Source organism: Agromyces sp. NPDC127015, assembly GCF_042725165.1.
Lineage (GTDB): Bacteria > Actinomycetota > Actinomycetes > Actinomycetales > Microbacteriaceae > Agromyces > Agromyces chromiiresistens.
Genome location: NZ_JBHXDI010000001.1, coordinates 46594 through 69435, shown reverse-complemented (window position 1 = coordinate 69435; position 22842 = coordinate 46594). Strand labels below are relative to the sequence as shown.

At 70.9% G+C, this 22842-nt stretch carries 18 protein-coding genes; 13 read left to right on the top strand and 5 right to left on the bottom strand.

All coding sequences use genetic code 11. From position 1 onward, the window contains the following. Positions 1 to 5 precede the first annotated feature (5 nt). The gene (locus ACFWGP_RS00275) at positions 6 to 500 is read right to left on the bottom strand and encodes a MarR family winged helix-turn-helix transcriptional regulator (RefSeq protein WP_231428974.1); all 495 of its coding nucleotides are present in this window, start codon (positions 498 to 500) and stop codon (positions 6 to 8) included. A gap of 162 nt (positions 501 to 662) precedes the next feature. On the opposite strand from ACFWGP_RS00275, the gene ACFWGP_RS00270 reads away from it, so the two are divergent. The 6 genes from ACFWGP_RS00270 to ACFWGP_RS00245 all read left to right on the top strand — a co-directional run bounded on the left by ACFWGP_RS00270 (position 663) and on the right by ACFWGP_RS00245 (position 8381). Then, a complete protein-coding gene (locus ACFWGP_RS00270) occupies positions 663 to 1832 on the top strand; it encodes a DUF4185 domain-containing protein (RefSeq protein WP_376929870.1) in 1170 nt (389 codons plus the stop codon). Between the two features lie 215 nt (positions 1833 to 2047). Beyond that, on the top strand, positions 2048 to 3367 hold the full coding sequence (locus ACFWGP_RS00265; RefSeq protein WP_376929869.1) for an ABC transporter substrate-binding protein: 1320 nt from the start codon (positions 2048 to 2050) through the stop codon (positions 3365 to 3367). Continuing rightward, the gene (locus ACFWGP_RS00260; protein ID WP_275506064.1) at positions 3360 to 4280 is read left to right on the top strand and encodes a carbohydrate ABC transporter permease; all 921 of its coding nucleotides are present in this window, start codon (positions 3360 to 3362) and stop codon (positions 4278 to 4280) included. The genes ACFWGP_RS00265 and ACFWGP_RS00260 overlap by 8 nt, the downstream gene beginning before the upstream one ends. Continuing rightward, positions 4277 to 5182 (top strand): carbohydrate ABC transporter permease, encoded by a 906-nt coding sequence (locus ACFWGP_RS00255; protein WP_275506065.1) that lies wholly within the window; start codon positions 4277 to 4279, stop codon positions 5180 to 5182. Before ACFWGP_RS00260 ends, ACFWGP_RS00255 begins: the two co-directional genes overlap by 4 nt. Further along, positions 5179 to 5898 carry a hypothetical protein gene (locus tag ACFWGP_RS00250; protein ID WP_231428969.1) on the top strand — a complete coding sequence of 240 codons (720 nt, stop codon included), beginning with the start codon at positions 5179 to 5181 and terminating at the stop codon, positions 5896 to 5898. The genes ACFWGP_RS00255 and ACFWGP_RS00250 overlap by 4 nt, the downstream gene beginning before the upstream one ends. Then, positions 5895 to 8381: a GH116 family glycosyl-hydrolase gene (locus ACFWGP_RS00245; protein ID WP_376929868.1), complete on the top strand. Its 2487-nt coding sequence runs from the start codon at positions 5895 to 5897 to the stop codon at positions 8379 to 8381. Before ACFWGP_RS00250 ends, ACFWGP_RS00245 begins: the two co-directional genes overlap by 4 nt. On the opposite strand, the gene ACFWGP_RS00240 is transcribed toward ACFWGP_RS00245, so the two are convergent. Beyond that, positions 8378 to 9289 (bottom strand): MarR family transcriptional regulator, encoded by a 912-nt coding sequence (locus ACFWGP_RS00240; protein ID WP_231428967.1) that lies wholly within the window; start codon positions 9287 to 9289, stop codon positions 8378 to 8380. The two genes, ACFWGP_RS00245 and ACFWGP_RS00240, sit on opposite strands and share 4 nt — an antisense overlap. Positions 9290 to 9443: 154 nt before the next feature. Between ACFWGP_RS00240 and ACFWGP_RS00235 the strand changes: the two genes are divergently transcribed. Then, positions 9444 to 9701: a hypothetical protein gene (locus tag ACFWGP_RS00235; protein ID WP_376929867.1), complete on the top strand. Its 258-nt coding sequence runs from the start codon at positions 9444 to 9446 to the stop codon at positions 9699 to 9701. A 13-nt stretch (positions 9702 to 9714) separates the two neighbouring features. Beyond that, positions 9715 to 11085, top strand: a complete 1371-nt coding sequence (locus tag ACFWGP_RS00230) for a serine hydrolase domain-containing protein (protein WP_376929866.1) — start codon at positions 9715 to 9717, stop codon at positions 11083 to 11085. Here ACFWGP_RS00230 and ACFWGP_RS00225 read toward each other — a convergent pair. Further along, complete coding sequence (locus ACFWGP_RS00225; RefSeq protein WP_231428964.1) at positions 11082 to 11804, bottom strand: TetR/AcrR family transcriptional regulator; 723 nt, start codon at positions 11802 to 11804, stop codon at positions 11082 to 11084. The genes ACFWGP_RS00230 and ACFWGP_RS00225 overlap by 4 nt on opposite strands. Positions 11805 to 11893: 89 nt before the next feature. Here ACFWGP_RS00225 and ACFWGP_RS00220 point away from each other — a divergent pair, with 89 nt between their 5' ends. Further along, positions 11894 to 12283, top strand: coding sequence for a VOC family protein (locus ACFWGP_RS00220; protein WP_376929865.1), 390 nt, complete (start codon positions 11894 to 11896; stop codon positions 12281 to 12283). Positions 12284 to 12327: 44 nt separating this feature from the next. Here the strand turns inward: ACFWGP_RS00220 and ACFWGP_RS00215 are convergent, their stop codons facing one another. Next, positions 12328 to 13461: a glycoside hydrolase family 172 protein gene (locus ACFWGP_RS00215; RefSeq protein WP_231428962.1), complete on the bottom strand. Its 1134-nt coding sequence runs from the start codon at positions 13459 to 13461 to the stop codon at positions 12328 to 12330. A 120-nt stretch (positions 13462 to 13581) separates the two neighbouring features. Between ACFWGP_RS00215 and ACFWGP_RS00210 the strand changes: the two genes are divergently transcribed. The 3 genes from ACFWGP_RS00210 (at position 13582) to ACFWGP_RS00200 (ending at position 17916) form a co-directional block, all read left to right on the top strand. Further along, complete coding sequence (locus ACFWGP_RS00210) at positions 13582 to 14565, top strand: LacI family DNA-binding transcriptional regulator (RefSeq protein ID WP_231428961.1); 984 nt, start codon at positions 13582 to 13584, stop codon at positions 14563 to 14565. A gap of 149 nt (positions 14566 to 14714) precedes the next feature. Next, entirely contained in the window at positions 14715 to 16217 is a 1503-nt protein-coding gene (locus ACFWGP_RS00205; RefSeq protein ID WP_376929864.1) for an FGGY-family carbohydrate kinase, read from the top strand. Between the two features lie 49 nt (positions 16218 to 16266). Continuing rightward, complete coding sequence (locus ACFWGP_RS00200; RefSeq protein WP_231428959.1) at positions 16267 to 17916, top strand: fucose isomerase; 1650 nt, start codon at positions 16267 to 16269, stop codon at positions 17914 to 17916. Positions 17917 to 18006: 90 nt separating this feature from the next. On the opposite strand, the gene ACFWGP_RS00195 is transcribed toward ACFWGP_RS00200, so the two are convergent. Further along, positions 18007 to 21813, bottom strand: a complete 3807-nt coding sequence (locus ACFWGP_RS00195; RefSeq protein WP_376929863.1) for an NPCBM/NEW2 domain-containing protein — start codon at positions 21811 to 21813, stop codon at positions 18007 to 18009. Between the two features lie 151 nt (positions 21814 to 21964). Between ACFWGP_RS00195 and ACFWGP_RS00190 the strand changes: the two genes are divergently transcribed. Next, positions 21965 to 22810, top strand: a complete 846-nt coding sequence (locus ACFWGP_RS00190; RefSeq protein WP_231428957.1) for an alpha/beta fold hydrolase — start codon at positions 21965 to 21967, stop codon at positions 22808 to 22810. Positions 22811 to 22842: the final 32 nt, after the last annotated feature.

The window sequence follows — 22842 nt, the reverse complement described above, 5'->3', positions numbered from 1 at the left end:
GGCACTCACTGGTCGAGGAGCCTCCCGAGGATCGTGGTGGCGCGGGCGAGGACCTCGCGGTCGTCGGGGCTGAGGGCGGCGTACCGCTTCGCGAGCCACGCATCGCGCCGCTTGCGGGTCTCGCGGACGACCGTGTCGCCGGCGTCGGTCACCTCGACGAGCACCTTGCGGCGGTCGTCGTCGTCGGTGCGGCGGGTGACGTAGCCCGCGTCGACGAGGCAGTTGACGGTGCGGTTCATGCTCGGTGCGGTCACCCGCTCGAGCTCGGCGAGACGGCCGATCGTGAGCGGCCCCTCGCTGTGGATCCACCCGAGCGTCGAGAACTGCGATGCGCTGATCTCGGTGTCGCTGCGCTGCTGTCGCAGGCGCCGCGAGAGGCGCATCACGGCGATGCGGAGTTCGGTCGACTGCTCGGCGAGCGTACGGCGGTCCCGGGTCAGCCGAGAGGATGCCGCGGGGGCGGGCCGCTCGGGCGCGGTCGTCTGCAGGGCATCGGTCATGATGCTTAGTCTAACAAATTAGTGTGGCTAAGCATTTCGCCGCCCGCTGCGAACGCGGGTGCCCGCGGATCACGGGAGCGGCCGGATCGGTGCGAAAAGTACTGAAATCGATTTCGAAAATCGTGCGTCGCGCGTAGGGTGTCGGGGAGATCGAGGAGGATCATGCGCCGTGCCCGAACCCGTCGTCCCGTCCGCGTCGCCGCCGTCGCGGCATCCATCGCCGTCGCGCTCTGCGCGTGCAGCGCGACGGGTGGCGGAGGCGACCCCATGAGCCCCGTCGCGGTCGATCCCGACCCCGACAAGCCCGCCGTGCTGACCGGTGTCACCGGGCTCACCGAGATCGCGAAGCTCACCGGCCCCGATGCGATGAACGACACCGAGTCGGTCGGGGTCGCCGGCACCGACCTCGGCTCGATGGTCAACCTCGGCGACACGACGTACTTCCTCTTCGGCGACACGTTCGGCGAGCGCGATCCGGACGCCTACGGCGGGCAGGGCGGCCTGTGGCGCTCGAACGTGTCGGCGTGGACGACCGACGACGACCCGTCCGACGGCATCGAGTTCGACGCGTGGGCGCCGGTCGACGGGCTCGGCCTCGCGACGGCGATGGTCGAGGGCGAGCACGACGCGAACGACGGCACCGGAGAGGTGACGAAGATCCCGACGTACGGCTTCGCGATCGGCGAAACGCTCTACCTCTCGTACATGTCGGTGAAGTTCTGGGGCGCACCGGGCGCGTGGGACGCGAACTTCGCGGGGCTCGCCACGTCGACCGACGGCGGCGAGACCTGGACCGCGCTCGAGTCGCCGACCTGGCCCGGCGACTCGAACTTCGTGCAGGTGGCCGCGGCGCACGTCGTCGACGACGGCGCCGAGTACGTCTACCTCTGGGGCATCCCCGCCGGACGTTTCGGCGACGTGCAACTGATGCGGGTGCCCGCCACGGTCGAGGCCGTCGAGGATGCCTCGGCGTACGAGTACTTCGCCGGCACCGGCGACGCTCCGGCCTGGAGCGCGGATCCGGCCGAGGCATCCACGGTCGTCGAGGGCACGATCGGCGAGCTCTCGGTGATGTGGTCGGACTACCTCGACCGCTGGCTCATGGGCTACTCGGATGCGGGCAACGCGTACCTGCGCGAGGGCGCGACGCCGTGGGGGCCGTGGGGAGACCCGGTCGAGCTCGTGCCGGGCGACGAGTATCCGGGGCTGTATGCGCCCTACCTGAACCCGCGCTACGTCGGCGACGGCGGGCGCACGGTCTACTTCGCGCTCTCGCTCTGGGGGCCGTACAACGTGTACTGGTTCTCGGCCGAGCTCGAGAAGGCGGAGTGATCGAGACCCGGACGGGCGTCGTCATCGCCCACCGCATCGGCTCGAAACATCCGATCGTTGCGCTTGAAATCGATTTCGCATACTCTGGCCGCAGGTGAGGTCAACGGCGAACCGAGAACCTGCCGGCGCCCACGGCCGAAGCCCGACCGAACCGGGGTTCCTGACCCGGCCACAGCATCGACTCATCGACGAGTCGAGTTCCTGAGGAGGGACGAATGCACAAGAGAATGAAGGGTCTCGCCAAGGCCGCCGCGGTCATCGCGGCCGCGGCACTGCTCATGACGGGCTGCACCGCCGGAGGCGGCGGAGGCGGCGGCGGCGCGGAGGGCAGCCCCGACAGCGGCGACCTGAGCTTCGTCTACATGGGCGACGCCGACCAGCAGAAGGCCTTCAACGCCCTGTTCGCCGAGTTCAACAAGGAGTACCCCGACATCAAGCTCAAGGCCGTCGGCATTCCGAGCGGCAACTGGGCGACGTTCTCCACGACGGTCGCGACGCGGCTCGCCGGCGGGCAGAAGATCGACATCATCCAGGTGGCGACCGAGGGGCAGCGGCTGTTCGCCTCGAAGGGCATCCTCACCGACCTCGCGCCGTACATCGAGCAGGACCAGGAGGTCGTCGACGACTACTGGGCCGACCTCAGCCCGAACCTCGTCAAGTTCAACGAGGAGTACGCCTCCGGACCCGACGGCGAGACCGTCTTCATCCCCGGCGGCTTCAACACCATGGCGATGTACCTCAACAAGTCGGTGTTCGAGAAGGCCGGGGTGCCGATCCCCGAAGACGGCAACTGGACCTGGGACGAGTTCGTCGCGGCCGGCAAGCAGATCAAGGAGAAGACGGGCGCGTACCTCACCGGTGCCGGCTCGGGCTACTTCGTCGACGTCATGCCGTGGCTCACGACCAACAGCGCGAGCACCTTCAACCAGGACTGGAGCGAGCCGACCTACAACACCCCTGAGGCCGTCGAATCGGCCGAGTTCGCCCGCAGCCTCGTCGAGATGGGCCTCGCGCCCAAGCCCGGCGGGCAGTTCGACGGCAACACGGCGTTCAAGCAGGGCAAGCTCGCCACCCTCAACGGCGGGCGGTGGCCGGTGCTCGGCGTCCGCGACATGGACATGGTCGACCAGACGGTCGTCGTGAACTGGCCCACCAACACCCAGAACGGCTCGCCGGTCGGCTGGGATGCCTGGAACATCACGAAGAACAGCGAGAACAAGCAGGCCGCCTGGACCTTCATCAAGTTCCTCATGTCGAAGGAGGCCGGCGAGTACTTCGCGTCGATCGGCGGCACGATCGTGCCGGCGCGCGAGTCGGTCGCGAACTCCGAGGCGTTCACCGGCAACGCCCCCGAGGGCACCGTGCGGCTGAGCGAGGCGATGGGCTGGGCGACGCCCATCCCGTCGATCGACCAGGGCGCCGAGGCGCAGAAGGTCATCGAGGAGGCCTGGGGCACGATCGTCGCGGGCCAGGGCGAGGCGCAGCCGACGCTCGACGCCGCGCAGGACAAGCTGGAGTCGCTGGTCAGTGAGTAGCGACACGATCACGGCGCGGCGCCCCGGAGCACTGCTCCAGCGGCGCCGCGCCGAGGCGGCGGGCTGGCTGTTCGTCAGCCCCGCCGTCCTCCTCTTCCTCGTCTTCGTCGCGGGGCCGTTCGTCTTCGCGATCGCGCTCGCGTTCCTCAAGTGGGACCTGCTGACGCCGCCCGAGTTCGTGGGCCTCGCGAACTTCGAGCAGCTGTTCACTGACCCCGAGCTTCCGCAGGTGCTGTGGAACACCTTCGTCTTCGCGTTCGCGTCGATCGTGACGCACCTCGTGCTGGGCCTGCTGCTGGCGCTCGCCGTGAACAACCTCATCAGCAGGTCCATCGGCTACTTCGCCCGCGTCGCGATCTTCTTCCCGTTCCTGATCTCGTGGGCGGCGGTCTCGCTGCTGTGGAAGTACGTGCTCGACCCGACGTTCGGATACGTCGGACAGTACGCCGCGATGCTCGGCATCGAGCTGCCGAACTTCCTCGCCGACCCCGCGTGGGCCCTGCCGTCGATCATCGTCATCGACCTCTGGCACACGGTCGGGTTCACCTTCATCATCATGCTGGCCGGCCTGCAGACGGTGCCGTCCGAACTCGTCGAGGCGGCGCGCACCGACGGTGCGACGGGCCGGCAGATCTTCTGGAACGTCACGCTGCCGCTCATGTCGCCGACCCTGTTCTTCGCGACGATCATCACGTTCATCGGGGCGTTCCAGATCTTCGACCCGATCCAGATCATCACCAAGGGCGGGCCGCAGGGGTCGACCACGACGATCATCATGTACCTGTACGAGAAGGGCTTCCAGGCGTTCGACATGGGCTACGCGGCCGCCGTCGCGCTCCTCGTCTTCGTGATCATCATGGGTGTGACGCTCCTGCAGTTCATCGGCCGGAGAAGGTGGGTGCACGAATCATGACGACCATTCCGCAGGCCCGGCCGATGCCGAGCGACGACCTGCTCGCCACCCTCGAGAAGGCCGGCCGCCGCAAGTCGCGGCGACGCACCCCGGGCGGCGTCGCCGTCGACATCGTGCTCGTCGTGTTCGGCATCGTCATGATCGCCCCGCTCGTGTGGCTGATCGTGCAGAGCCTCACGGTGCCCGAGTTCGCCTTCGCGAGCCCGCCGAGCTGGCTGCCGATCCCGTTCACGTTCGAGAACTTCGCCGACGTGCTCGACTACATGCCGTTCTTCCAGCAGTTCGGCAACTCGCTGCTGCTCGCGGCCGTCTCGACGGCGGGAGCGCTGATCTTCTCGATCCTCGCCGCCTACGCGTTCGCCCGCATCGACTTCCGGGGCAGCCGCCTGCTGCTCGTCGTCATGCTGTCGGCGCTCATGGTGCCGGCGCAGCTCGTGATCATCCCGATCTTCATCATGATGCGGCAGGTCGGGCTGGTCGACACGCTGGCCTCGCTGTGGCTGCCCGCCCTCATCAACGTGTTCCAGATCTTCTTCCTCTCGCAGTACTTCAAGACGATCCCGCGCGAGCTCGACGAGGCCGCCCGCATCGACGGGGCCGGGCACCTGTGGATCCTCTTCCGCATGCTCGTGCCGCTGTCGGCGCCGGCGATCGCCGCGCTCGCCATCCTCGGGTTCGAGGCGTCGTGGAACGGGTACTTCGGACCGCTCATCTTCCTCTCGAGCCCCGAGAACATGACCCTGCCGCTCGGGCTCGTCACGCTGCAGAACGGCTTCGGGGCGGCACCGGCCGTCGTCGTCTTCGCGGCGATCACGATGGTCGTGCTGCCGCTGCTCATCGTGTTCCTCGCGTTCCAGCGGCAGATCGTCGAGTCCGTCGCGTCGACCGGGTTGAAGGGATGACCGCCGTGGAGCCGGGCGCGGCCGTCGACCCGGTGCTGCGCCGGCTGCCGGCGGCGGCGTGGCGATCGCTGCCCGCGCTCGCCGTGCTCGGCGTCGCCGTCGTCGCCGTCTACGCCGCAGCGGGTCGGGTGCTCGGCCCCGCGTCGCCGATCACCTGGATCGTCGTCGCCGCACTCGCGGCGCCCGGGCTGCTCTGGGCGGTCGACCGGCTCGGCGCCGAGCTCTTCGAACTCGGCGGCGAGCGGCCCGGCTTCGGGCGGCGCCTGCTCGTGGTCGCGGTCTTCGCGGTCGCCCCCTGCATGCTGGCGGCGTGGAGCGCGCTCGTCGCCGTCGTCGCCGAGGCCTCCGGATCCGTGGCCTTCCAGGTGCTCGCCGTCGCCGGCACCGCGCTGGCCGTCGTCGCCGCGCTCGTCGCGGCGGTCGCGATCCCGGTCGGCGTCGTGCGGGCCGACGTCCGCCTGCGCAGCATCGTCGCGATGGCGTTCATCGCCGTCGTGCGCCGGCCGCTCGGCCCCGTGTCCGCGGTCGCCGCCGCCGCCGCCGTCGTCTGGCTCGGACTCACCTGGCTGACCGTCCTGCTCGCGATCGCCGCGCCGGTGTTCGTCGTGCTCGCCGTCGGTTGCGCCTGGCCGACCGCGGCCGCGGTCGGTGTCGCGCTGCCGCCGCTCGTCCCGCTGCGCCGCAGCCCCATCACCGTCACGCAAGGAGAGGCATGACCGACATCCTCCGGCAGGAGCTCCCGCACACCGCAGTCCCCGCCCTCGCGATGCCGATCGGCGGCATCGGCACGGGCGGATTCGCCGTGGGCGCCGACGGCTCGCTCCGCCAATGGCAGCTGCACGGCATGCCGAACCACGTGGGCGCCCTGCCCGGCACCGGGTTCTGGCTGCGCGTCACGCAGATCGAGCCGCCGCTCGACGTCGTCTCGATGGTGCAGGGGCACCCCGTCGACGACCCGGGGGCGTCGCTGACGACGGACGCGGTCGTGCCCGAGTGGATGTCGGCGGCGGCCGACCGGTTCGGCACCTTCGCGTCGGCCCGGTTCAGCGGCACCTATCCGATCGCCGAGGTCGGGCTCTCCGATCCGAGGCATCCCGTCGCCGTCACCATGCGGGCGCTGAACCCCATGGTGCCGGGCGACGTCGAGACGAGCGGCATGCCGAGCGGGCTGTTCTCGTTCACCCTCACGAACACGGGCGAGTTCCCGGTGCACGGCACGCTCGCGGGCTCGCTGCTGAACGCCGCCGGGTGGGACGGCATCACCCCGATCGGCGAGCACACCCCGGGGCTCGGCGGCAACGTCAACCGACTGCTCCGCGGGCGGGGCTGGTCGCGGGTGGTGATGGACAACCCGTCGATCGACGAGTCCGACCAGCTCGCCGGGCAGCTGGTGCTCGCCGCCGACGACCCGTCCGCGGCCGTGCTCGCGCGGTGCACCGGCGTCGAGCATCTGCGCGCCTTCCTCGACTCGCGCGCGCTCAACGACGGGCGCTCGCGTCTCGAGGTCGCGCCGACCGTCGGCGACCCGCAGTTGAACGCGCCGCGCGGCGGCTCGGGTGCGAGTGCGCCGGGGCGCTCGTGGCTCGGCGTCGTCGGGGTGCCGTACTGGCTAGAGCCCGGGCAGTCGCGCACGATCCGGTTCTCGATGTCCTGGCATTTCCCGAACCGCTTCGTCGACATCGAGCAGTTCGGCCGGCCGCACCCCGAGGCGGGCGCGTCGCGGTTCTACCTCGGCAACGGCTACGGGCAGCGATACCGCGATGCGCTCGACGTGCAGGCCGAGGTCGAGGAGCGGTGGGACGACCTCGTCGCCCGCACCTCGCGCTGGACCGAGACCCTCACGACCTCGAGCCTCGCGCCGCGCGAGGCCGACTACCTCGCCGCCCAGGCCGCCTACGTGCGGAGCCCGACCTGCTTCATCGGCGCCGACGGCCGCTTCTACGGATACGAGGGTTCGCTCGGCGCCTCGACCTGGATGTGGTCGGGGGTGTTCGGCGGGTCGTGCCCGCTCAACTGCACGCACGTCTGGCAGTACGAGGCGGCGCTCGCCGGGCTCTGGCCCGAGCTCGAGCGCGACATGCGCGACACCGAGTTCGACGTCATGCAGGCGCCGAACGGCGCGATCCCGCACCGCCTTCGGGTACCGACGTACCTGCCGCAGATGACCCACGAGATGATCGGCGGGCCCGAGGAGCCGGCGCTCGACGGCATGCTCGCGACGATCCTCAAGTCGCTCCGCGACGTGCAGCGGGGCGCGGGAGCCGAGTGGCTCGAGCGGCGCTGGCCGTCGCTCCAGCGGCTCTATCGCCACATCGCCGAGAAGTGGGACGCCGACGGCGACGGCGTGCTGCACGGCATCCAGCCGTCGACGCACGACATCGACCTGGCTGGGGTCAATCCCTTCATGGGCACGCTGTGGCTCGCGGCGCTGCGCGCGTACGAGGAGCTCGCGCTGCTCGCCGGCGACGACGAGGCGGCGGCCGAGGCGCGAGCGCGCTTCGAGTCGGGCTCGCGCGGCTACGACGAGGCGATCTTCGACGGCACGCACTACATCCAGCGCCTCGACGAGGGCGACCCGACCGACTTCCAATGGCTGACCGGCATCCTGAGCGACCAGGTCATCGGGCAGTGGTGGGCGCACCAGCTCGGCCTCGGGCACATCCTGCCCGCCGAGCACGTGCGCAGCGCGCTGCGCCACGTCGTCGGCTCGAACCTGCGGCACGGCTTCGCCGACTTCACCCACCCCTACCGGGTCTACGCCGACACGGCCGACGATGTCGGGCTGCTCATGTGCTCGTGGCCCGACGGCGGCCGACCCGAGGTCCCGACGCGGTACGCCGACGAGGTCTGGACGGGCATCGAGGCGCAGGTCGCCGCGCACTGCCTCTTCGAGGGCCTGGACGACGCGGGCCAGGCCGTGCTCGACGGACTGTGGAACCGGCACGACGGCTCGCGACGCAACCCGTACAACGAGATCGAGTGCGGCGACCACTACGCGAGGGCGATGGCCGGCTGGACGCTGCTTCAGGCCCGATCGGGCGTGCGCGTCGACGAGGCGACGGGATCGCTGCACGTCGGGGCGAACGGTCGTTGGCCGTGGGTCGCCTCGACGGGGTACGGCACGGTCGTCGTGACCGATGACGACGTGGCCGTCGAGATCGCCGAGGGCGCGTTCGGTCTCGAGGTGGTGCGGGCCTAGCCTGCGGCACCGCTCGCCGGCCGCAGTGCGGCGCGCTGGGCCTGCGAGAGCCGATCCGGCCGCGCGGTGACGGCGTACCGCTCGCCCTGGACGCCGACGAGGAGCGGATCGGCGAGGTTGGGACGTCGCTCGAGCTCCGTCAGCGCCGAGGCCGCACGTGTCGGCGTCCAGCCGAGCGCGCCCGAGAGCTCGTCGACCGTGAGCGCCCGATCGGCGTGGACCAGCGCCGCGAGCACGGTCATCGCGTCGCCCGCCTTCGGATCGTCCAGGTCGATTCCGTCGATCTGCTCGGTGAGCTCGCCGAAGAACCGCCCCATGAGGCCGAGTCGCACGCCGGCGGGGCTCTCCGCCCCGAAGATGGCGGCGCCGCGCGCCGCACCGGTCGCCACGTCGGCGTGCGCCGACGAGTCGGTGCGCAGCGCCCGCAACCACACGTCGTCGTCGATGACGTACCGCTCCCGACGGCTGCGGCGATCGGCCTCGCGCCGGAGCAGGCCGAGTCCCTCGAGGTAGCCGACGGCCTTCGACACCGCCGCGGGGCTGACCTGCAGTCCATGCACGAGCTCGGCGGCGGTGAGGCTTCCGGCCTCGGAGAGCAGGAGGGCGGTGAACACGCGCGAGGCCATCCGCGGCATCCCGGTGGCCGACAGCAGGCCCGCGAACTCCTCGACGAACGCGCGAGTCTCGGTCGGCGGCTCCGGTGCAGCGGCAGGGCGGCGCACACGATGCCCTGCCGCCTCGTGCGCCGCGCCGGCCGAGTACCGGCCGTTGCCGTTGCGAGCCACCTCGCGGCTGATCGTCGACGTCGGGCGGCCGAGGCGCCGGCCGATCTCGGCGTAGCCGAGACCGTCGGCCATTCCTTCGGCGATCGATCGTCGCTCGTGCAGGGTGAGCCTGCCACCGGTCATGCCGCGTCCCCATCGTCGTTCACAGAGTGCAACGCAACGCACGTTGCGTTCGACGACAGTACCACGCAACGATTGGCGTATTTTCGGGGATCTGGCGTTGACGCAGATGGAAAAGCTACGTAGCGTTCTGGCATTCGGAAACGAAAGGCGCGACATGCACATCATGGCCATCTCGACCGTCGACGACGGCGACCTGTTCTGGGGCGCACTGAAGAAGGCCCACGGGCGGCTGCCCAAGGGGGCGAAGTGGGTGCTCGCGATCGCGAGCACCGACGGAACCAGGGCGGTGAACGTCATCGCGCACGACTCGGCCGACGCGGTGCGCGAGTTCTTCGAGGCGTATGCGGGACGGGCCGCGACGACGGAGTACTTCGACGCCGACGCCGCGAATGCCGTCGGCCTCGCCCGGTGAGCACGGGCCTGTGATGGAGTTCGGACGTGCGGCGGAGCGGATCGCGGAGGTCCTCACCGAGCACCGGGTTCCCGGCGCCGCCGTCGGCCTGCTCCACGGTGGCGTGGTCACCGGACTCGTGCACGGGGTCCAGGACATCGACTCCGGCGTCGCGGTGACGGCGGACACCGCCTTCCAGTGCGGCTCGCTGACCAAGACGTGGACCGCCCTGGCATTCATGCAACTCGTCGACGAGGGCGCGGTGCACCTCGACGAACCCGTGCGCAGTCTCCTCCCCGGGTTCAGGGTCGCCGACCCTGAGGCGACGGAACGAGTCACTCCGCGCCAGCTGCTCGATCACACGAACGGCATCGAAGAGGCCTTCGGCGACCCCGGCGAGGAGGAGGACGTTTACGAGCGGATGGTCGAGCAGGTCGCCGACGCCCCGCAGGTCAGTCCGGTGGGAACCGTCCACGGGTACAGCGCGGCGCTCGGCTACGCGATCCTCGCCCGGATCATGGAGGTCGCCGACGGCAAGCGCTGGGACGCGATCATGCGCGACCGCCTCTTCGACCCGATGGGACTGGCCGCCACCACGAGTCGGCCGGCCGAGGTCGATCCGGCGCACGCGGCAGCCGGTCACCTGATCCGGTCGATGGAGGAGGGGCCGATCCCGACGCCGATCGATCGGCTGCCGCGCGCGTACGGCCCCGGCGGCAACGTGAGCTCGACGGCCGGCGAGGTGCTCGCGCTCGCCCACGTGATCCTGCACGGCGGCATCGCTCCGAACGGCGCTCGCGTCGTCTCGGAGGCGGCGATCCGCGAGATGACGACCTCGCGCGTTCCGGTCCCCGACCCGTACATGTTCGGCCCGGAGTGGGGGCTCGGCCTCGTGGTGTGCGACTGGGGCGGCCGCACCGTGTACGCGCACGACGGCAGCACGATCGGGCAGAACGCCCGCTTGCGCATGCTGCCCGCCGAGGACCTCGCACTCGTCCTGCTGACGAACGGCGGCCAGCGCGACTCGCTCTACCGGGACGTGTTCGACGCGATCCTCGACGAACTCGGACTCGGTCGGATCCCGCCGCTGCCCGCGCCGGCCCCCGGGCTCGTCCTCGACACGTCGAGGTACGTCGGCGTCTACGAGCGCCCGGGCACGGCGTTCGAAGTGACCGCCGAGGCCGGCAGGCTGTTCGCCACCGTCGACCTGAACCCGATGCAGGCGGCGTTCACGGGCCTGCCCGATCGCATCACCTACGAGCTCCTGCCGATCAGCGAGACGCACTTCGTGATGCCGCCGGTCGGCCCGCTGGAGGACTCGCAGACCGTGGCGATCTTCGACGTCGAGCGCGGCGCGGCGCGCTACCTGCACACGAACTGCCGGCTCCACCCGCGGACCGGCTAGCGCGAGTCGAGGTCGCCCAGGCCGGCGATCACGCGCGTCAGCCCGAACTGCCACGCGCGCTCGGCGTCGTGCGGGCCGCCCATCGCCTCACCGGCCGCGCGACCGACCCGCTGCGCGAGTGCGAAGTCGTCGCCCAGGTAGCCGGCCAGGCGATCGACCGACTGCTCCCAGAGCTCGCCGAAGTCTCCGGTCGCAGGTGTCATCACCGTCCTGGCGGCCGTGGACCGCACGAAGTCGAGCACGAACGTCAGCGCCGCATCACGTCGGATGTCGCTGATCGACGTGCCGTCGAAGGCGTGCAGCTCGTGGTCGTACTTCGCGATGGTGCCGGGGCCGAGGGCGGTCCGCGGATCGTCGATGCCGAGCAGCCAGGGGTGGTCGCGCAGCAGCGCGAGGTTGTCCTCGGCGAGGCGGCGCACCCGGGTGCGCCACGTCGATCGACCGAACGGTGTCGTCGTCATCTGCCCGTGCGCGTGGTCGGCCATCAGCACGAGCAGGTCGTCGCGGCTGTTGACGTGGGTGTACACCGACATCGCCGTCAGCTCGAGCGACTGGGCGAGCGCCCGTACGGTGACCGCGGCGAGGCCGCCTTCGTCGGCGAGGGCGATCGCGCGGGACACGACGTCGCCCGTGGAGTAGCGGGCCCTGGGGCCGCGGCTGCCGCCGGCGGTCGCGCCGGGGCGGTCGCGCCAGAGCAGGTCGATCAGGGGCCTGGGCATCGCGGGACCTCCCTCGGAATACCGTCGCAACATTGTACGTTGTAGACGGTACTGTACGCTGTACAGGGTTTACCGAACGGGGAGAACCGATGAACATCACCCAGACCGCCGTCTCGCTGAACGTCGCCGACGTCGACGCCTCGGCGAACTTCGCCAAGACCTGCTTCGGCTACGAGGAGGCCATGGCGGCCGACGGGTTCGTGTCGCTCCGCCACGCCGACTCGAACACGAACCTGATCTTCCTCGCCACGGGCCTCGCCACCTTCAAGCCGAGCGAGATCGCCGGCTCGGCGGGGCAGGGGCTGCTGCTCGTCTTTGTGGTCGACGACCTCGACGCCGAGTTCGAGCGCATCGCGGGGACCGGCGCCCGCGTCGTGACGGCACCCGAGACGGAGCCATGGGGCGAGCGCTACTGCCAGTTCGCCGACCCGAACGGCCTCGTCTGGCAGCTCGTGCAGTGGGTCGAGCTGCCCGCCTGAACACGGGGGCGACGCGCCGCGCGCGTCGCCCCTCATGCCGGCGGTCAGGTGCGCGGCGGCGTCGCGCCGAGGTCGGGCACAGGGGCCGAGCCCAAGTGCACCTCCAGGTCGTCGGCCGTCGGCGTCTTCGGTCGGCGGGCGGTGGGCCGGTCGAGGTAGAACATCGCGGTCGAGGCGATGTCGTCGCGCAGGGGAAGGTAGCGCCATCCGCTGCGCCAGCCGAGGGCCTGGATGTCGACCTTCGGCAGGCCGGTCGTGAAGTGGATCGGGTCGAGCAGATGCCACCGGTACATGCCGAAGCGCTGCTGCGAGACGTAGAGCCCGTCGGGCCGGATCACCTGGGGCATGCCGAGGTACGGGGTCGAGTAGGCCGTGTAGCCCCGCCCCGGGATGTCGAAGTTCCACGCACCGCCGAAGTAGTCCTCGGTGCCGGTGCCGCAGATCGTCGGGTGGTCGGTGTCGTCGTCGAGGTAGAACTTGATCTCGCCCTCGCCCCACCAGCCGTTCGAGTTCACGCCCCAGGCGAGGTAGGTGCCGACGTACTGGCCCTGCCCCTCGATGCCCTCGAGGATGGTGTGCGGCACGAGCTCCTCGAGCGGGTTCGAGCGGCGCCACTGGGCGTGGAAGTAGCCGTCGCTCGCGTAGTCGCCGCCGATCTCGTAGGTGACCTGGTAGTAGACGCGCACGTCGACGACCGAGGTGTTCTCGATCGTGAGCCGGGCGCCCCGCTTGAACGGCATCGGCCAGTACGAGTTGAAGCCGCCGTGCGGGTTCGCCGCGATGACCTGCGAGTTCACCTGCGCGAACACGCCCCAGCCGTTGCAGAAGAAGTCGCCGTAGGGCACCTCGACGGCGGGCTCGTCGGCGCCGTCCCAGTAGGCGCGCAGGATCAGCGTGCGCCAGTTGTCGGTATGCGTCGTGATCCAGACGTGGGTGATGCGGCCGGGTCCGTCGATCGCGGCGAGGTCGAAGGTCTCGCCGGCCGTGATGTCGACGCTCGGCGAGATCTTCCACCCCGGCCCGAGGTCGCGTGCGCACGAGGCCCCGGTGCCCTCGGTCGCGCGGGCGCCGCCGCCCTTCGACCCGTCGAAGTTCTCGGGCGAGATCGACCGCGTCTGCAGCGGCCGGATCGCGGCGATCGACGAGAGGTCCGGACTCGGCGGGTGCGGGGCGTTCACGTTGCGACCACTTCCTCGTGTGTCGGCGCGGCGCTGCGGCGCTCGCGTTTGGAATCGATTTCAACACTGTAAAGTGGCCTCACCGGCATGTCAACGCGGGCCGGCGCAGGGGCAGGGCGCATGGCGACGATCTACGAAGTGGCGAAGCTCGCGGGGGTGTCACCCGCGACGGTCTCACGCGTGTTCAACGGCGTGGCCGTCTCCGACGAGAAGGTCGCCGCCGTCCGCGACGCCGCCAGGCAGCTGAAGTTCACGCCCAATCGCACGGCGCGCACCCTGCGCAAGCAGGAGTCCGAGGTGATCGCGCTCGTGATCCCCGACATCGAGAATCCGTACTTCACCGAGCTCGCCCGCGGCGTCGAGGACGTCGCCCAGAAGGCGGGCTACTCGGTCGTGCTCTGCAACACCGACTCGCAGCTCGAGAAGGAGGCGACCTACCTCCAGATCGCGATCTCCGAGCACATGGCCGGGGTCATCCTCGCCGCCGCCTCCGACACGACGAACCTCGACGACATCCAGGCGGCGGGCCGCCCCGTCGTCGCGGTCGACCGGGGCACCGGGTACGACATCGACGGCGTGGTGATGGCGAACCGCACGGCGGGCCAGGCGGCGACCGAGCACCTCGTGCGAGCCGGCTACCGGCGAATCGCCTGCATCACAGGCCCGCAGCTCATCGAGACGGCCTATGAACGAGCACAGGGATGGCGCGCGGTGGTCGCCCGCCAGTTCCCCGACGTCGATCCCGACGAACTGCTGCGCTACTCGACCTTCCGCGTCGACGGCGGGCGCGAGGTGATGGAGGAGCTGCTGGCCCTGCCCGAGCCGCCCGACGCCGTCGTCGCGGGCAACAACCTGCTCGGCGTCGGCGCGATCCAGGTGCTCACCGAGCACGGGCTCACGCCGCCGAAACTCGGGGTCGCGGTCGTCGGCTCGCTGCCGTTCACGACGCTGTCGCCGAGCGCGGTCACCCTCGTGCGGCTGCCGGCCCGCCACATGGGCGTGACGGCGGCCAAGATGCTGCTCGAGCGCATCGCCGGCGACGACCAGCCGGCCCGCACCGTCGTGCTGCGCGGCGAGCTGCAGCCGGCGCGCGCAGCCGGCTGAGCGCGGCCCGCACACGCGCATCGGCGCCGGGTCGAGCCATCCCGTGCGGTTGATCATGAAATCGATTTCGCATAGAGTGACCGCAGAGTGCCGGAGCGCGGACGCAGCGTCCGCGACGACGCGAACGACGGTGATCGAGGAGGAGCGCCATGTCGGTGCGATGCACCCTGGGGGTCGACATCGGCACGTCCAGCAGCAAGGGCGTGCTGGTCGCGGGCGACGGCACCCTGCTCGCCACGGCGACCCGGCAGCACGAGGTCGACCGCCCGCGCACCGGGTGGGTCGAGATGAACGGACGCATCTGGTGGCGCGAGTTCGTCGAGCTCGCCCGCGAACTCCGGGGCGGTGCGCCCGGGGCCGAGATCGTCGGGGTCGGCGTGAGCGGCATGGGCCCGTGCGTGCTGCTCTGCGACGACGACGACGAGCCCGTGCGGCCCGCGATCCTCTACGGCGTCGACACGAGGGCCGGCGCGCAGATCGACCGGATGAACCGTGAGCTCGGCACCGACGAGATCGCGCGCGTGGGCGGCTCGCAGCTCACCTCCCAGGCCGCCGGCGCGAAGATCGCCTGGGTCGCCGACGAGGAGCCCCGAGCATGGGCGCGCGCCCGCCGCCTCTACATGCCGGCCTCGTGGCTCGCCCGGCGGCTGACCGGCGCCTACGTGCTCGACCACCAGTCGGCGAGCCAGACCTCGCCCCTCTACGACGTCGAGGCGGAGGCATGGCACGAGCCGTGGTGGCAGCGCTACGCGGCGACCGTCGAGGCGCCCCCGCTCGCGTGGGCCGGCGACCTCGCGGGCCTCGTGACCGCGTCGGCCGCCGCCGAGACCGGGATCGCCGAGGGCACGCCCGTCATCGTCGGCACGATCGACGCCTGGACCGAGGCGGTGAGCGTCGGCGCCCATGGGGTCGGCGACCTGATGCTCATGTACGGCACGACGATGTTCCTCATCGCCACCGGCGACGAGACCCTGCGCTCCCCCTCGATGTGGACCACGGCCGGCGCCTTCCCCGGAACGCGCAACCTCGCCGGCGGCCTCTCGACCTCGGGCGCCCTGACCGCGTGGCTCGCGAACCTCACCGGCTCCGACTACCCCGAGCTGCTCGCCGAGGCGGCAGCGTCGGGGCCCGGCGCACGCGGCCTCGTCACCCTGCCCTACTTCGCGGGGGAGCGCACGCCCATCCAGGACCCCGACGCCCGCGGCGTCATCGCCGGACTCACCCTCGAGCACGGTCGCGGCGACCTCTACCGCTCGGCACTCGAGGCGACCGCCCTCGGCGTGCGGCACAACGTCGAGACGATGCGCGCCGCGGGCGCCGACCTGCGCCGCATCGTCGCGGTCGGCGGCGGCACGCAGGGCGAGCTCTGGCTGCAGATCGTGTCGGATGCCACGGGGCTCGTGCAGGAGGTGCCCGAGATCACGATCGGGGCGAGCTTCGGGGCGGCCTTCCTCGCCGCGGGTGCGGTCGCCTCGCGCGACGGCGCGACGCCCCCGGTCATCGCCGACTGGAACCCGACGACCCGCACGATCCGCCCCGACCCCGCCGCGCGGGCCGCCTACGACGCGCTCTTCGACCGCTACCTGCGGCTCTATGCGGCGAGCGCAGAGGTCGTGCACGAGCTCGCCGCCGAGCAGCGCGGCCGCGCATGACCACGAACCACCACCAGCACCGACGTCCAGCACCCACCAGGAGGCATCCATGACCGACACCGCTCAGACCCGGTACGCGCTCCCGCGGCCGGCGGCCCGCCCCGCGGCCGAGCCGAACACCGCCTACCTGATCGCATCGGGCGACCTGCGCGAGTCGGCCAACACGGCGGGCTGGGCGACGCAGGCCGCCATGGAGGCCGACGTCACGGCGGCCCTCGGCGAGCTCGGTTGGCGAGTGGTGCGCGCGAACGAGGTCGATCCCGCGACCGGGCACGGGTTCATCTCGAGCCAGCGCATGGGGCTCGAGGTGTTCAAGTCCATTCCGGTCGACGCGCCGCTGATCGTCGCCGAAGCGGTGTGGCAGTACTCGCACCACGTGCTCGCGGGCCTTCGCACGCACCGGGGGCCGATTCTCACGGTCGCGAACTTCGCGGGCGACTGGCCCGGCCTGGTGGGCCTGCTCGGCCTGAACGCCGGTCTGACCAAGATGGGCAGGGAGTACTCGACGATCTGGTCGGTCGACTTCACCGACGACTGGTTCCGGCAGGGGCTGCGCGAGTGGGTCGAGACCGGCTCGATCACGCACGACGCGTCGCACGTGCGGCCCCTGCCAGAGCTGCCCGACACCGCCGAGGTCGAGCTCGGGCGTGCGCTCGCCGACGAGCTGCTCGCCGACAAGGCGATCATCGGCGTCTTCGACGAGGGCTGCATGGGCATGTACAACGCGATCTTCGACGACGAGCTGCTGAACCGGCTCGGCATCTACAAGGAGCGGCTCTCGCAGTCCGCGCTCTACGCCGAGATGCTGACGGTCGGCGACGACGAGGCCGACGCGGTCGGGGCCTGGCTCGTCGAGCGGGGCATGACGTTCAAGCTCGGCAGCGACGAGGCGACCGAGCTCACCGAGGCGCAGCTGCGCTGGCAGTACAAGATGTACATCGCCGCGCTGCGGATCGCCGACGACTTCGGGCTCGACGCCGTCGGCATCCAGTACCAGCAGGGCCTGAAGGACCTCGTGCCGGCGTCGGACCTCGCCGAGGGCCTGCTCAACTCGACCGAGCGCCCGCCCGTCACGTCGCGCGACGGCGAGCGCGTGCTGCACGAGGGGCGCGCGTTCCCGCACTTCAACGAGGCCGACGAGGGCGTCGCGGTCGACGCGCTCATCACCGACCGCATCTGGCGGGCGATGGGCATGGTCCCCGACAACACGCTGCACGACGTGCGCTGGGGCGAGGAGTTCGCGGGCGAGTTCGTGTGGGTGTACGAGATCTCGGGCTCCGTGCCCGGCTCGCACCTCGGCGGCTGGCAGAACGCCGAGGGGTGGCGGCAGGACCCGGTGTTCTTCCCGGCGGGCGGATCGACGGTCAACGGCGTCTCGAAGCCCGGCGAGGTGGTCCTCTCGCGCGTGTTCATCGCCGACGGCCGGCTGCAGGCCGACCTCCTGCGTGCCACCGTCGTCGTGCTGCCCGAGGAGGAGACGATCCGTCGCAAGAACGCCACGAACCCCGAGTGGCCGATCGCGCACGTCGTGCTGCACGAGGTGAGCCGCGACCAGTTCATGGCCAGGCACAAGGCCAACCACGCCCAGCTCGTCTACGCGCCCGACGCCGACACCGCCGACAAGGCCCTCGTCGCGAAGGCCGCGATGCTCGACCGGCTCGGCGTGAAGGTCAACCTCGTGGGGCGCGTCGAACTCTGAGCCCGAACGAGCGGATGCCTCGGCGAGCAGCGCTCGCCGAGGCATCCGTTCAGTGTTGGGCGGGCCGTGGGGAAGCGGCCCGCACCGGCCTCACTCGCAGGTGAACTTCGCGTCGCCCCACACGCCGTGGGCGCCGTTGATGCTGCCGGGCGCCTCGACGATCAGGTCGACGTACTGCACGCCGCTGAGGTCGACGTCGACCGACTCGGGCGCGAACCCGGGCGTGAACGTCCGCGACTGGTAGCGGTTCTCACCGTCGGCGTCGACCTTGAAGATCACGTTGCCGGCGAACCGCGCCTCGAGGCCCACTTCGGCCGTGAAGGCCGAGCACGCCCCGCCGACGTAGTACGTGATCTTCGAGAGCGCGTGCACCCCGAGGCCCTTCTCGTACGTCGGGTTCGCGCCCGTCGCCGGGTCGGTGTAGTTGATCGCGAGCGGAACGTCGGGCGAGCTCGCCGCGTCCTTGTTCGCGACGTCCTTGCCGATCACGCCCCAGCCGTTCGTGGCGCTCAGCCACGGCAGGTCGGAGGCGTAGACCGTGCCCGACGGGGGCGTCGGCAGCGGCTGGTCGACGACCTTCCAGTCGAAGATCTTCAGTCGCGACTCGGTCGGCAGCACGACGTAGGCGAGCTCCTTCGCGGGGTTGAGCCGCAGCACGTTCGAGTACACCTGGTACTTGTACGTCGGATACTCGTAGACGGCCGGGTTCGTCGCGCTGTTGCGCCCGAGCGAGGTGATCGCCACGCTCGCACCGCCGAGGCCCGAGGCCTGCGGCAGCCAGTTCGGGAAGAACACGCTCTGCTTCGACACGCTGCCGTCGGCGTAGTGCAGCTCGAGCTCGGGGTTCACCCCGCCGCCCGACGCCGCTGAGGCGAGGAGCGCGAGGTGCGTGCCCCGGCCCGAGAGCGCGATCGTCTGGCCGGCCGGCGAGACCGAGTCGGCCGCACCCGAGGGCGCCGGCCACGTGTACCCGATCGCCGCGTCGCCCGTGCCGACGGTGACCGTCGAGCCCGGCGTGACGCCCGCGCGGGCGAGCGCCTCGGCCGAGAAGCTCGCGCCGCCGCCGTCGAAGTTCGCGGCCTTCGCCGTCGCGATCTCGCTGATCGCGTCGGCGTTGTAGGCGCCCGCGAGCGAGCCGTAGGCGACGTAGATCTGGTTCGCTCCCGACACCGTCTGCGGCGAACGCTGCGACGTGTACGCCGCCTCGACGCCGACGGTCTGGCGGTCGGCCGCCGCGGCATCCGTCACCTCGAACACGAACTCGGCGCTCGCCGAGCCGCCCGCCTGCACGGTGCCGGCGCGGTCGCCCGTCGCGGAGACGAGCTCCCAGCCCTCGGGCGAGGCCGGCGTCAGCACGACGTCGTCCTTCGCCTTGGTGCCGGTGTTGCGGAACGTCGCCGTCACCGTGGTCTCGTCGCCCTGGAACACGCGATCGGCCAGGTCGACCGAGACCGATGCCGCCGAGGCATCCGCGTCGCGCCCGCCGACCGCGCTCGTCGCGGCCAGCACGACCTCGGCGCGCTCGCCGGAGGCGATCGGCGCGAGCTTCACGGTCACGACCCCGCCGGCGTCGGCGGCGTCGTAGAACCAGCCGGATGCCGCGGCCTCGAGCGCCTCGAGCGACGCGGCCTTCTTCAGGCCGGTGCCGTCGACCGCGACGTTCTGGGGCGCGGAGCCCGTGTGCGCCTCGATCACGTAGGGGCGGGCGCCGGCCTTGCCGTCGTAGTCGCCCTCGCGCTCGCCGATGCCGATCGTGACGGTGCCCTTCTTGCCGGGCTCCGGCGCGTCGACCGTGAACTCCTGGGTGCTCGACTCGCCGTCGGCGTAGCCGCGGGTCACCTTGTCGTCCTCGTAGAGCGCGAACTCGCTCTCGTCCTGCGGGTACACCGACAGGGTGATCGGCGAGTCCTCGGGCACGAACGAGGCGTTGCGGGCGACGACGCCCTGCGGCACGAGCGCGCCGGCGCGCACGAAGATCGGCAGCTTGTCGAGGGGCGCCGGGTGGCCGTTGATCACCTGGCCGCCCTCGTAGAGCTTGCCCGTCCAGTAGTCGACCCACTGCTCGCCCTCGGGCACGTAGATGCCGTTGCGCACGGTCGTCTTCGTGAAGACGGGTGCGACGAGGTAGTCGCTGCCGAGCAGGAACTCGTTGTTGGCCTCGACGCTGTAGGCGCCCGGGTCCTTCGGGTACTCGAGCGCGAGCGACCGCATCATCGGCAGGCCGCTCCGGTGCGACTCGGCCGCGAGCGTGTAGATGTACGGCATGAGCTGCTGGCGAAGCTGCAGGTACGAGCGGTTGATCGCCGTCGCCTGCTCGCCGTAGAGCCACGGCCGCTTGTCGACCGAGGCCCAGCCGCTCATCGAGTAGAGCGCGGGCGCGAACGCCTTCCACTGCAGGTCGCGCACGTAGCTCTCGGCGGAGCCGCCGAAGATGCCGTCGACGTCGCCGGTCGTGAAGGGCAGGCCCGAGTTGCCGGCGCCCGTGAGCGCCGAGACCTGCCAGCGAACGGCGTCGAGGTTGCCCGAGTGGTCGCCCGTCCACTGCATGCCGCAGCGCTGCGCGCCCGCCCAGCCCTCGACCATGAGCGAGGTGCCGCGGGCGTCGGAGTACTGCTCGATGCCGTCGTGCGCGGCCTCGCAGCCGGTGAGCGCGAGCCGGTAGCCCGACCCGACCCAGGCGACGTCGAGCTTGCGCAGGCGGATGCCGGCTTCGCCGACCTCGTACTCCTGCTGCGTGAGCGAGCGCTGGGTCCAGAGGCCGGTCTTGAGGCCGGTCTCGGCCTCGATGGCGTCGACGGTCTCGGGCAGCTCCTGGTACTCGCAGCCGTAGCCGTCGTTGACGAGCATCCAGCCGCCGGGCATGTCGTGCTCGACGAAGTCCTTCGCGATCTCGAGCGCCTGCGGGGTCTTCAGCTTCGCCGGGTCCTTCGAACCCGAGTAGGTCGGGCTCGAGCGGTTGTAGCAGTCTGCGTCGCCGTACTCGAGGGCGTACACCGGGGGCATGATCGGCCGGCCGGTGAGCTTCGTGTAGCCGTCGAGCGCGTCCTCGTAGTCGCCCACGAAGTAGAACGCGTCGAACCGCTGCTCGGCGTGCGTCGTCGTGCCCGCCGCGAAATCGTAGCTGCCGGCGGCGAACGTGTCGCGCAGCACGCCGTAGCCGTTCGACGACATGTAGTACGGCACCGCGTTCGGGTAGCCCTCGTCGTCCCAGTCGAAGTTCTTGGCGACGTTGATGGTCGCACCCGTGTGGATCGACCGGCCGTTCTGCATGCCGCCGCCGAGGAACTGCTCGCCCTCGACCGCCTCGAGGTGCTGGGTCGTCGAGCTGCGCCCGAAGGTGAGGGGCTCGGACTCGGACCAGACGGTCGAGCCGTCGGCGCGCTCGAGCGCGGTGCGCCCGGTGGCGCGGTCGATCTCGAGGGTCGCCTTCGCGGTCGCGATGGTGATCGTGTCGCCCTCGGTGACGGTCACGGATGCCTCGTCGAAGTCGTCCTCGCCGACGACGATGTTCGCCGTGCGGGCGGGGTCGCCCTGCGGGGTGTTCGCGGGGTCGGTGAACTCGCCGGTCGGGGTGGCCTCGAGGCGCAGGGTGCGCTCGTCGAGGAAGGTCGCCCTGAGCGCGCCGTGCTCGGCCTCGAGGGTGACGGTCGCGCCGTCCTGCTCGACGCCGGTGATCGCACCGAGCGTGGTGCCCGTGTCGTCGACGGGCACCTCGGGGTTCACCTTCTTCGGCGTGATCGGCGTCGGCTCGCTCGAGGCGGCCTCGGCAACGCTCGGTGTCGAGCCGGCCGCGAGCGCGAACGAGCCGAGGCCCGTCATCGCGACGAGGGCGGCGAGGCCGAGTGCGGTGAAGCGACGCGGCGGCCCGACGGGCCGGGTACACGGTTGCTGCATCATTGCTCGCAATCTCAAAGTGATGGATTGTGACGTTTTCCGCCACCAAACGTTCATATAAGAGCACTTTGGAATCACCCCCGTCAAGGGGTCGCGCTCGTTCGGGACGATCGGCCGCCCGGCGGTCGGCGCGCCGCCTGCGATGATGTTCGGCATGCCGAGCTTCATCGATGCGCACGGGGTCGCCATCCACTACGAATCGTGGCGGGTGCCCGATGCGACCGCCGTCGTCCAGCTCGCGCACGGCGTGGGCGAGCACATCGGCAGGTACGGCGAGCTCGTCGGGGTGCTGAACGCGGCGGGCTACTCGGTCTGGGCCGACGACCACCGCGGGCACGGGCAGACCGGCTACGTGCAGCACGGCGGCGACCTCACCCGCATGGGGCGGCTCGGCCCGGGCGGCCTGCGTGCGGCGATCGATGCGGTCGAGCAGTTCACCGGCGTGATCCGCGAGCACGAGACATCCGACCTGCCGCTCGTCTACCTCGGGCAGTCCTGGGGGTCGTTCCTCGGGCAGATCATCATGAACCGGCACCCCGAGCGGTACGACGGCTTCGTGCTCACCGGTACCGCCTACCGCACGCTGTTCGACCTCCACTCGCCGAGCAACAGGCGCTTCGGGCACACCGGGCCGACACCGATGGAGTGGCTCAGCCGCGACCCCGAGGTGGCCCGGGCGTTCATGGCCGACCCGTACGCGACCGAGGTGCCGTTGCCGAAGCTGTTCGGACTGCCCGACACGCTCAGGCTGCTCGGCCGGCCCGCGCGCGGCCTCCCGCCCGAGCTGCCGCTGCTCATCATGAGCGGCACCGAGTGCGCCGTCGGCGGCGAGCGCAGCGTGCGTCGCCTCGCCGAGGCGTACGTCGAGCGGTCGGGCCTGCGCGACGTCGAGCTCATCGTGTACGAGGGTGCGCGGCACGAGCCCTTCAACGAGACCAACCGGGCCGAGGTCTTCGGCGACCTCGTGCGTTGGCTCGACGAGCGGTACGCGGTCGACTGATCGCAAAGATGAGCGAATGATCACCCATGGTG

What these genes read in the sequence shown, in the direction of transcription:
- ACFWGP_RS00205 (WP_376929864.1), top strand. Translation starts at nt 14,715, where the DNA reads ATGTCGGTGCGATGCACCCTGGGGGTCGACATCGGCACGTCCAGCAGC.
- ACFWGP_RS00245 (WP_376929868.1), top strand. Translation starts at nt 5,895, where the DNA reads ATGACCGACATCCTCCGGCAGGAGCTCCCGCACACCGCAGTCCCCGCC.
- ACFWGP_RS00220 (WP_376929865.1), top strand. Translation starts at nt 11,894, where the DNA reads ATGAACATCACCCAGACCGCCGTCTCGCTGAACGTCGCCGACGTCGAC.
- ACFWGP_RS00230 (WP_376929866.1), top strand. Translation starts at nt 9,715, where the DNA reads ATGGAGTTCGGACGTGCGGCGGAGCGGATCGCGGAGGTCCTCACCGAG.
- ACFWGP_RS00270 (WP_376929870.1), top strand. Translation starts at nt 663, where the DNA reads ATGCGCCGTGCCCGAACCCGTCGTCCCGTCCGCGTCGCCGCCGTCGCG.
- ACFWGP_RS00265 (WP_376929869.1), top strand. Translation starts at nt 2,048, where the DNA reads ATGCACAAGAGAATGAAGGGTCTCGCCAAGGCCGCCGCGGTCATCGCG.
- ACFWGP_RS00235 (WP_376929867.1), top strand. Translation starts at nt 9,444, where the DNA reads ATGCACATCATGGCCATCTCGACCGTCGACGACGGCGACCTGTTCTGG.
- ACFWGP_RS00195 (WP_376929863.1), bottom strand. Translation starts at nt 21,813, where the DNA reads ATGATGCAGCAACCGTGTACCCGGCCCGTCGGGCCGCCGCGTCGCTTC.
- ACFWGP_RS00250 (WP_231428969.1), top strand. Translation starts at nt 5,179, where the DNA reads ATGACCGCCGTGGAGCCGGGCGCGGCCGTCGACCCGGTGCTGCGCCGG.
- ACFWGP_RS00240 (WP_231428967.1), bottom strand. Translation starts at nt 9,289, where the DNA reads ATGACCGGTGGCAGGCTCACCCTGCACGAGCGACGATCGATCGCCGAA.
- ACFWGP_RS00225 (WP_231428964.1), bottom strand. Translation starts at nt 11,804, where the DNA reads ATGCCCAGGCCCCTGATCGACCTGCTCTGGCGCGACCGCCCCGGCGCG.
- ACFWGP_RS00255 (WP_275506065.1), top strand. Translation starts at nt 4,277, where the DNA reads ATGACGACCATTCCGCAGGCCCGGCCGATGCCGAGCGACGACCTGCTC.
- ACFWGP_RS00210 (WP_231428961.1), top strand. Translation starts at nt 13,582, where the DNA reads ATGGCGACGATCTACGAAGTGGCGAAGCTCGCGGGGGTGTCACCCGCG.
- ACFWGP_RS00190 (WP_231428957.1), top strand. Translation starts at nt 21,965, where the DNA reads ATGCCGAGCTTCATCGATGCGCACGGGGTCGCCATCCACTACGAATCG.
- ACFWGP_RS00200 (WP_231428959.1), top strand. Translation starts at nt 16,267, where the DNA reads ATGACCGACACCGCTCAGACCCGGTACGCGCTCCCGCGGCCGGCGGCC.
- ACFWGP_RS00275 (WP_231428974.1), bottom strand. Translation starts at nt 500, where the DNA reads ATGACCGATGCCCTGCAGACGACCGCGCCCGAGCGGCCCGCCCCCGCG.